The following is a 7,704-nucleotide window of genomic DNA, read 5'->3' as shown; positions in this document are numbered from 1 at the left end:
TATGGTCGATTTCGCGCGCTGAGGGCGCGGCTGCGTGAGCTCGAGGCCCGCGGCACCGTGCGGCGCTCCGGCCGCGCCGCCACCGACATGTGATGCGCCGATGACCGAACTGCACGATACCGACTCCGCTCCGAAGCGCCGGTCCTGGCTGGTGGTGCTGCCTGTCCTGGTGTTCGCCGCGCTGGCGGCGCTGTTCTGGCTGCGGCTCGGCGACACCGACGTATCCCGAATTCCCTCGGCGCTGATCGGCCGGCCGGCGCCCGCCACCGTGCTGCCGCCGCTCGAAGGCCTCTACGCTGCCGGCGCCCAGGTGCCGGGGCTGGACCCGGCACAGTTCAAGGGCAAGGTGAGCGTCGTCAACGTCTGGGCGTCGTGGTGCGTGCCGTGTCACGACGAAGCGCCACTGCTCACCAAGCTCAGCGACGACAAGCGCATCCAGGTCGTCGGCATCAACTACAAGGACAATCCCGATAACGCCCGCCGCTTCCTCGGCCGCTACGGCAATCCCTACGGCATCGTCGGCGTCGACGCCAACGGCCGCGGAGCCATCGAATGGGGCGTCTACGGCGTTCCGGAGACCTTCGTTGTCGGCCGCGACGGCAAAATCGCCTACAAGCTCGTTGGACCGATTACCGCCGACAATCTCGACAAGGTGCTGAAGCCCGAGATCGACAAGGCGCTGGCGGGCTCCTGAGCCCATAGTTATCCGCAGTATCACTCCAAGCACGGCGCGCCCCCTCTCCCGCCTGCGGGAGAGGGCTGGGGTGAGGGCGCCCCAGGCACTGAGTCAGTAAATCATGGATAGGCCAAGCGCCCTCACCCGTCCCGGCTTTGCTGCGCTACGCCGGGCCGACCTCTCCGGCGAGCGGGAGAGGTTACTCCGTGCCACGCGGACGCGGCGCCCTGAGAAATAATCAGCAGCATTTATTTGCGGTTCATTTGCCGGCCATGGACCCGCCATGAATCGGCGGCTAGCTTGGTTTCGTTACTAACAACGTCCTTGGAGGACACCCCGATGCGTACTTTGAAGCTGCGCTCCCTCACCCTCGCGCCGCTCGCGGCCGCTCTCGCCTTCGGCCTGCTGGCCGGCAATCCCGTGATGGCCCAGGGCACCCAGACCGCGCCGTCCGGCACCATGGCGCCGGCCCCAAAGACCGACAAGATGGCGCCCGCACCCAAGGCCGAATCCAAGATGGCGCCGGCCAAGTCCGAAAAGACAGAGCTGCTCGACATCAACTCGGCCACCGCCGAACAGCTCGACGCGCTGCCCGGCGTCGGCAAGGCCTACTCGGCGGCGATCATCAAGGGCCGCCCCTACAAGGGCAAGGACGAGCTTGTGCAAAAGAAGATCGTGCCGCAGAAGACCTACGACGGCATCAAGGACAAGATCATCGCCAAGCAGAAGTAAGCGCGGCGATCGCGCTACGCCAACGTGTCAATGTACTACGTCATGCCCGGGCTCGACCCGGGCATCCATCCCTTCACAACAAGATGGATTGCCGGGTCAAGCCCGGCAATGACGGCCTGGGGCAAGCGGCTTCACCGCCCCGACACGTCGCCCTCTTCCGCCGCGCTCTCGTCGAGCGTCGCCGGGGCGACCGCATGGCGGTTGGTCAGGGGGATCTGCATCAGCGCGAACAGCATGGTCAGCGGCACCATGCCGAACACCTTGAAATTGACCCAGAAGTCGGTCGACTGGGTGCGCCAGATGGCTTCGTTGAGCACCGCCATGGCAAAGAAGAACAGCGACCAGCGCAGCGTCAGCTTGCGCCAGCCTTCGGGCGTCAGGTTGAACACCTGATCGAACATGATGGCGATGAAGGAGCGGCCGAACAACAGGCCGCCGCCGAGCACGCCGCCGAACAGCGCATAGACGATGGTCGGCTTCATCTTGATGAAGGTCTCGTCGTGCAGCACCAGCGTCAGCGTGCCGAACACCAGCACCACGACGGCGGTGACCAGCGCCATGATCGGCACATGCTTGGTCACGACGTAGGAGGCGATGATCGCAGCAACCACCGCCACCATGAAGGCGCCGGTGGCGGCGAACAGATTGACCTTGGCGTTGACGACGAAGAACACCAGGAGCGGCCCGAGCTCGGTGGCGAGCTTGAACAGCGGATGCGGCTTGGTCTTCTCGATCACATCGCTCATGCGGCCTCCGTGCCGGCGATCGCCTTGGCGAAGTCGCGCGCGGTGAACGGCGCCAGATCGTCGACGCCCTCGCCGACGCCGATGAAGTGCACCGGAATCTTGTGCTTCTCGGCGATGGCGACCAGGATGCCGCCGCGCGCGGTGCCGTCGAGCTTGGTCATGACGAGGCCGGTGACGCCGGCTGTCGCCGTGAAGGCTTCGACCTGCGACAGGGCGTTCTGACCCACGGTCGCGTCGAGCACCAGCAGCACCGCATGCGGCGCCGAGGTGTCGACCTTCTTGATCACCCGCACCACCTTTTCGAGCTCGTTCATCAGTTCCTTGCGGTTCTGCAAGCGGCCGGCGGTGTCGATCAGCAGCACGTCGCGGCCCTGCTCCTTGGCGGCGGTCAGCGCATTGAAGGCGAGGCCGGCGGAGTCCGAGCCTTGCGCGCCGGCGATCACCGGCGTGCCGGTGCGATCGCCCCAGACCTTGAGCTGCTCGATCGCGGCGGCGCGGAACGTATCGCCCGCCGCCATCATCACCTTGCGGCCTTCGCCGGCAAAGCGCTGCGATAGCTTGCCGATGGTGGTGGTCTTGCCCGAGCCGTTGACGCCGACCACCAGGATGACGAACGGCTTCTGCGCAGCGTCGATCACCAGTGGCTGCGCCACCGGCGCCAGCACTTTCTCGACTTCGGCGGCGACGATCTCCTTGACGTCGGAGGCCGCGATCATCTTGTCGTAGCGGCCCTCGCCGACCGCCTCGGCGATGCGCGACGCCACCTCCGTGCCGAGATCGGCGCGCAGCAGCACGTCCTCGATCTCTTCGAGCATCGCCCGGTCGAGTTTGCGCTTGGAAATGAACTCGGTCAGCGCCGTGCCGATCGACGACGACGTGCGCTTCAGTCCGCTGGACAGCCGCCGCCACCAGCTCGGTTTATCGGTTTCCGGAGTGTCACTCATCAGGGCGCTGTGTTAGCGGTTTCGCGCCATGAACGAAAGCCGCCCCGATCAATTCGACGTTCCGGAACTGACGCCGGAAGAGATTCAGGCGCGCGTGCTGTATCGCGACGGCTTGATGCTGGTGATCGACAAGCCGCCCGGCCTGCCGGTCCATCGCGGCCCCAAGGGCGGTCCCAATCTGGAGTCGTCGTTCGAATTCCTGCGCTACGGCCTGCCGAGGCCGCCGGTGCTGGCGCATCGGCTCGACCGCGACACCTCGGGTTGCCTCGTGCTCGGCCGCCACCGCAAGGCGACCGCCACGCTTGGACTTTTGTTCAAGCACTCGCGGATTTCGAAGACCTATTGGGCCATCGTCGAAGGCGGCCCGGCGGAGGGCCAGGGCGAGATCGACCTGCCGATCGCCAAGCTCAACGCCGAACGCGGCTGGTGGCAGAAGGTCGATCCAAGCGGCCTGCCGTCCCTGACGAGATGGCGAGTGATGGGTCGCTCCTCCCCTCCCCCTTGCGGGGAGGGGTCGGGGGTGGGGGTCCACGACGGGACGCCATCCTCGGAGCACCCTCACCCCAACCCTCCCCCGCAAGCGGGGGAGGGAGCTCGCAGTGCTCGGAGCGAGGCTGATGATCTATCTCGAAGGCCGGGCGCCAAAACCAACGCGCTTCCGCCAACCCATCTCACTTGGCTGGCGTTGGAGCCCATCACCGGCCGCACCCACCAGCTTCGCGTCCACTGCGCCGCGATGGGCTGGCCGATCGTCGGCGACAACATCTACGGCAACGGCCCACGCTTCGGCGAACCGCGTCTGCATCTGCACGCGCGGGAGATCACCATTCCGCTATCGCGCAACAAGCCGCCGGTGGTGGTAACAGCGCCGCCGCCAGCGCACATGCATCCGCGGCTGCAGGCGTGTGGATCGACAGGCACGCCCTAACAAAAACCGCCTCTGCGGCCATCGTAGATTGCTCGCCTGAACGAGAGAGCTGCGAAGACAAGCGGCGCGGTCATCGTATCGGAAGCGTCTGCGACGCTCAATTCAGGTACAAGCAAAATCCGATTACGTACGATCCGCGCAAAGCAGCGCCACGTCAGACTGCACGCTTTGACGGCACAACCGCAACTAATCGGATGCTTGCAGCACTGACGATGGCGTCAGCGACAGCGCGTTCTTGATTGCGCCTCAACGAAAGCGGGAAATCACCGATCAGCACACGGATTAACCCGGCGGAAAGCTGCGTAGTTTCACAGAATTAGGCACATCTCTTCGATGCTATTAAGAGGACCTCAAGGCTGTAGACTACGAATGATAGGTCTTTGCAGATTTTCGACGTCCAACCCGTAGGCCGTTAATTACCGTCTAACTGACTCTTGGAACACTGCAGCCCGAACATACTGCGTACCACCACTTTCAAGAAGCAAGAAACGTGGACGCAATCAGAAGAAGCGATCAGTCACGAGGATATCCCAAGTGTCCGACTCTGCGGCAGCGGCAAGCCAAGGTTCATTGCTGGACGAACTCGAGCGCGCGATTCAGACCGGTTCAGCCGATCGCCGCCTCGAGACGTTGCGGCGGATCACCGATCTGTTCCTGGGCGGCAACAACAAGTTCAACGAAGATCAGATCGCGGTGTTCGATCAGGTCCTCGGCCATTTGATCCGGAAGATCGAAACAAGGGCTCTGGCCGAGCTGAGCGTTCGACTAGCTCCGATCGACAATGCGCCGTTGGAAACGATCAGAAATCTGGCGAGAAACGACGACATCGAAGTCGCCGGGCCCGTGCTGGCGGAATCCGCGCGTCTGACCACGAATGACCTCGTGGAGATTGCAAAGACCAAGGGACAGGCTCACCTGCTCGCCATTTCGGGACGCCCGACGCTGACGCACCCTGTGACCGACGTGCTGGTCGAACGCGGCAATACGGAAGTTTTCCACCGGCTGCTGAGCAACGAGACGTCGTCGATCTCGGCGGCCAGTTTTGCGGTGCTTGCCCGGGCTGCCGAGAACGATGAGTTGCTGGCCGAAAAGGCCGGCCGACGCATCGATATCCCGATCAAGCTTCTACGTGATCTGTTGTTGAAGGCAAAAGAAGCCGTTCGCGAGCGGCTGCTGTCGGTCATGCCGGAGAAAGTTCGGGACGAGGTCCAGAATGTCCTGAATTCGGTGGTCCGGGCCGTCGACAACGAGGTCTCCGTGCCGCGGGATTTTGCGGCTGCGCGAAAGTTCGTCGAACTCCTCAAGGAGAAAGGCGAACTCCATGAAAAGGACCTGCTGCGCTTCGCGAAGGCCCGGCAGTACGAAGAAACGGTTGCTGCGCTATCACTTTTGGCATCGACACCGATCGACATTCTCAAGCCACTGATGCAGAGCCCACGCTGTGATGGCCTGCTGGTGCCTTGCCGGGCCGCCGACTTGAGGTGGGAGACGGTCAGCGCGATCTTGCAGATGCGGTTCTCGGGGACCTCCATCTCGGCACCCGAGCTAGATCGGATCGGCCAGGAGTTCGCCAAGCTGTCCAAGGCCAGCGCGCAACGCATGCTCCGGTTCTGGAAAGTGCGGGAAAGCACCCAGGCGAGCGCCTAGAGCTTTTCCTTTCGACGCGCCTTCTTGTCGCGAACCGGACTTAACTTCGCTCGAAGACGCTCTCGCCTAAACGGTGAGCCGTGCGCCGTCGTGGCTGGCCATGATCAGCCGGCGAACCGTGCCGGGCATTTCGCCGTCGATCGAAACCGGCAGGAAATGTTCGGTGCGGCCCTGCACCGGGCTCTCGATCAGCACCGCGCGGGTTGCGCCGATCTCGGCCTGTAGGCGACGCGCCAGCGCCGTTTCTCCGGCTTCACGCAACCGCGCAGCTCGCTCGCGAATCACACGGCCGTCGAGCTGCGGCATCCGGGCCGCCGGCGTGCCGGGACGTTTCGAGTAGGGAAAAACGTGCAGGAAGGTCAGGCCGCAGTCCTCGACCAACGCGAGTGACTGCGCGAACATCTCTTCGGTCTCGGTCGGGAATCCTGCAATCAGATCGGCGCCGAGCGCGATATCCGGGCGTAGTCGGCGGACTTCGTCGCAGAAGCTGATCGCCTCCGCGCGGGAGTGCCGCCGCTTCATGCGCTTGAGAATCATGTCGTCGCCGGCCTGCAACGACAGATGCAGATGCGGCATCAGCCGTGGGTCGGTCAGGGCGTCGAGCAGATCGGGATCGGCCTCGATGCAGTCGAGCGAGGAGATGCGCAGCCGCTGCAGCTCAGGCACTTCGCGGAGGAGCGTCTTCACCAGCCCGCCGAGCTTGGGCTCATCCGGCAGGTCGGCGCCGTAGGAGGTGAGATCGACGCCGGTCAGCACGATCTCGGCGTGGCCGCGTTCGACCAACGTCCGCACCTGCGCCACCACCGCCTCCGGCACGACCGAGCGCGACGGCCCGCGGCCGTAGGGGATGATGCAGAAGGTGCAGCGATGGTCGCAGCCGTTCTGGACCTGAACGAACACCCGCGGCAGTCCGCTCTGGTAACCGTCGAGCAGATGCGGCGCCATCGCCCGCACCGCCATGATGTCGGCCACGGCGATCTTGGTATCAGCCCCATCAGCGCCGCCCAGAGCCGCGCGCGCTGCCTGCCAGGCGCTTTCGTGCAGCTTCTCGGCATTACCGATGACGCGGTCGACTTCCGGCATCGCGGCAAACTGCGCCGGCTCGATCTGCGCGGCGCAGCCGGTGACAACGACGCGCGCAGCAGGCCGCGTGCGCTTCAGCTTGCGGATCTGTTGGCGTGCCTGCGCGACCGCTTCACCCGTCACCGCGCAGCTGTTGACCACGATCGTATCGGCGAGCCCGGCGGCTTCGGCGCGGCGGCGGATCAGTTCGGATTCGACCGCGTTGAGGCGGCAGCCGAAGGTGACGACTTCGACCGCCATCAGGCCGGATTGGAATCGAGCGACGCCGCGAACAGCGACGGATCGAACCGGCCTTCGAATTCGAACTCGGCGCCGCCGGTCATCAGCACATGACCGTCGCTCTCGCGCCATTCGATCGTCAGCCTGCCGCCCGGCAGCGTCATCTCGACGACGCGATCGGTGCGCTTCAGCCGCGCGGCGGCGACGGCGGTCGCGCACGCCGCCGAGCCGCAGGCCTTGGTGAGCCCGGCGCCGCGCTCCCAGGTTCGCATGGTGATGTGCTGGCGATCGACGATATGAGCGAGCGTGATATTGGCCCGCTCCGGGAAGATCGGATGGTTTTCCAGGAGCGGCCCGAACCGGCCGAGATCGTAGGCATCGATGTCGTCGACCCAGAAGATCGCGTGCGGATTGCCCATCGAGACCACCGACGGCGTGTGCAGGATCGGCGCATCGATCGGGCCGATCTGCAGCTCGATGCCGCGGGTGTCGCGGAATTCTTCGGCCAGCGGAATGTCCTGCCAGCCGAACTTCGGCTCGCCCATATCGACGGTGAACAGTCCGTCGGCCGGGCCGCGCCAGCAATTCAAGAGGCCGGCGCGGGTCTCGAAGGTCAGGCCCTGCTGGTCGGTGCCGGCGAACATCTGCGAGGCGACGCAGCGCATGCCGTTGCCGCAGGCGCCGGATTCCGAGCCGTCATTGTTGTAGATGCGACGAAGCCTCGTGCCG

The 7,704-nt window shown here is 64.8% G+C and carries 8 protein-coding genes; 4 read left to right on the top strand and 4 right to left on the bottom strand.

The features are described from left to right. The first annotated feature begins 100 nt into the window (after positions 1 to 100). Entirely contained in the window at positions 101 to 694 is a 594-nt protein-coding gene (locus I5M_RS27310; RefSeq protein WP_022724302.1) for a DsbE family thiol:disulfide interchange protein, read from the top strand. A 321-nt stretch (positions 695 to 1,015) separates the two neighbouring features. Continuing rightward, complete coding sequence (locus tag I5M_RS27305; RefSeq protein WP_022724301.1) at positions 1,016 to 1,408, top strand: helix-hairpin-helix domain-containing protein; 393 nt, start codon at positions 1,016 to 1,018, stop codon at positions 1,406 to 1,408. 131 nt (positions 1,409 to 1,539) lie between these two features. Here the strand turns inward: I5M_RS27305 and I5M_RS27300 are convergent, their stop codons facing one another. Next, on the bottom strand, positions 1,540 to 2,142 hold the full coding sequence (locus tag I5M_RS27300) for a septation protein A (protein ID WP_031337776.1): 603 nt from the start codon (positions 2,140 to 2,142) through the stop codon (positions 1,540 to 1,542). Between the two features lie 8 nt (positions 2,143 to 2,150). Then, positions 2,151 to 3,098, bottom strand: coding sequence for a signal recognition particle-docking protein FtsY (ftsY, locus tag I5M_RS27295; RefSeq protein WP_022724299.1), 948 nt, complete (start codon positions 3,096 to 3,098; stop codon positions 2,151 to 2,153). A 28-nt stretch (positions 3,099 to 3,126) separates the two neighbouring features. Between ftsY and I5M_RS27290 the strand changes: the two genes are divergently transcribed. Together I5M_RS27290 and I5M_RS27285 are read left to right on the top strand one after the other, a co-directional pair. Continuing rightward, positions 3,127 to 4,026 (top strand): RluA family pseudouridine synthase, encoded by a 900-nt coding sequence (locus I5M_RS27290; protein WP_022724298.1) that lies wholly within the window; start codon positions 3,127 to 3,129, stop codon positions 4,024 to 4,026. A gap of 534 nt (positions 4,027 to 4,560) precedes the next feature. Beyond that, positions 4,561 to 5,673, top strand: coding sequence for a DUF2336 domain-containing protein (locus tag I5M_RS27285; RefSeq protein ID WP_022724297.1), 1,113 nt, complete (start codon positions 4,561 to 4,563; stop codon positions 5,671 to 5,673). A 66-nt stretch (positions 5,674 to 5,739) separates the two neighbouring features. Here I5M_RS27285 and mtaB read toward each other — a convergent pair whose 3' ends face one another. Together mtaB and dapF are read right to left on the bottom strand one after the other, a co-directional pair. After that, a complete protein-coding gene (gene mtaB / locus I5M_RS27280; RefSeq protein WP_022724296.1) occupies positions 5,740 to 6,996 on the bottom strand; it encodes a tRNA (N(6)-L-threonylcarbamoyladenosine(37)-C(2))-methylthiotransferase MtaB in 1,257 nt (418 codons plus the stop codon). After that, positions 6,996 to 7,704, bottom strand: a 709-nt coding sequence (gene dapF, locus I5M_RS27275) for a diaminopimelate epimerase (RefSeq protein ID WP_022724295.1), incomplete at its 5' end; no start/stop codon positions are given. The genes mtaB and dapF, both read right to left, overlap by 1 nt.

Origin of the sequence: Rhodopseudomonas sp. B29, assembly GCF_000333455.1 — a bacterium.
GTDB lineage: Bacteria > Pseudomonadota > Alphaproteobacteria > Rhizobiales > Xanthobacteraceae > Rhodopseudomonas.
The sequence above is the reverse complement of the archived record's forward strand: the minus strand, read 5'-3'. Positions and strand labels throughout refer to the sequence as shown.

Excerpts from the sequence above, each read along its gene's own strand:
- mtaB (WP_022724296.1), bottom strand. The coding sequence starts at position 6,996 with ATGGCGGTCGAAGTCGTCACCTTCGGCTGCCGCCTCAACGCGGTCGAA.
- ftsY (WP_022724299.1), bottom strand. The coding sequence starts at position 3,098 with ATGAGTGACACTCCGGAAACCGATAAACCGAGCTGGTGGCGGCGGCTG.
- I5M_RS27310 (WP_022724302.1), top strand. The coding sequence starts at position 101 with ATGACCGAACTGCACGATACCGACTCCGCTCCGAAGCGCCGGTCCTGG.
- I5M_RS27290 (WP_022724298.1), top strand. The coding sequence starts at position 3,127 with ATGAACGAAAGCCGCCCCGATCAATTCGACGTTCCGGAACTGACGCCG.
- I5M_RS27305 (WP_022724301.1), top strand. The coding sequence starts at position 1,016 with ATGCGTACTTTGAAGCTGCGCTCCCTCACCCTCGCGCCGCTCGCGGCC.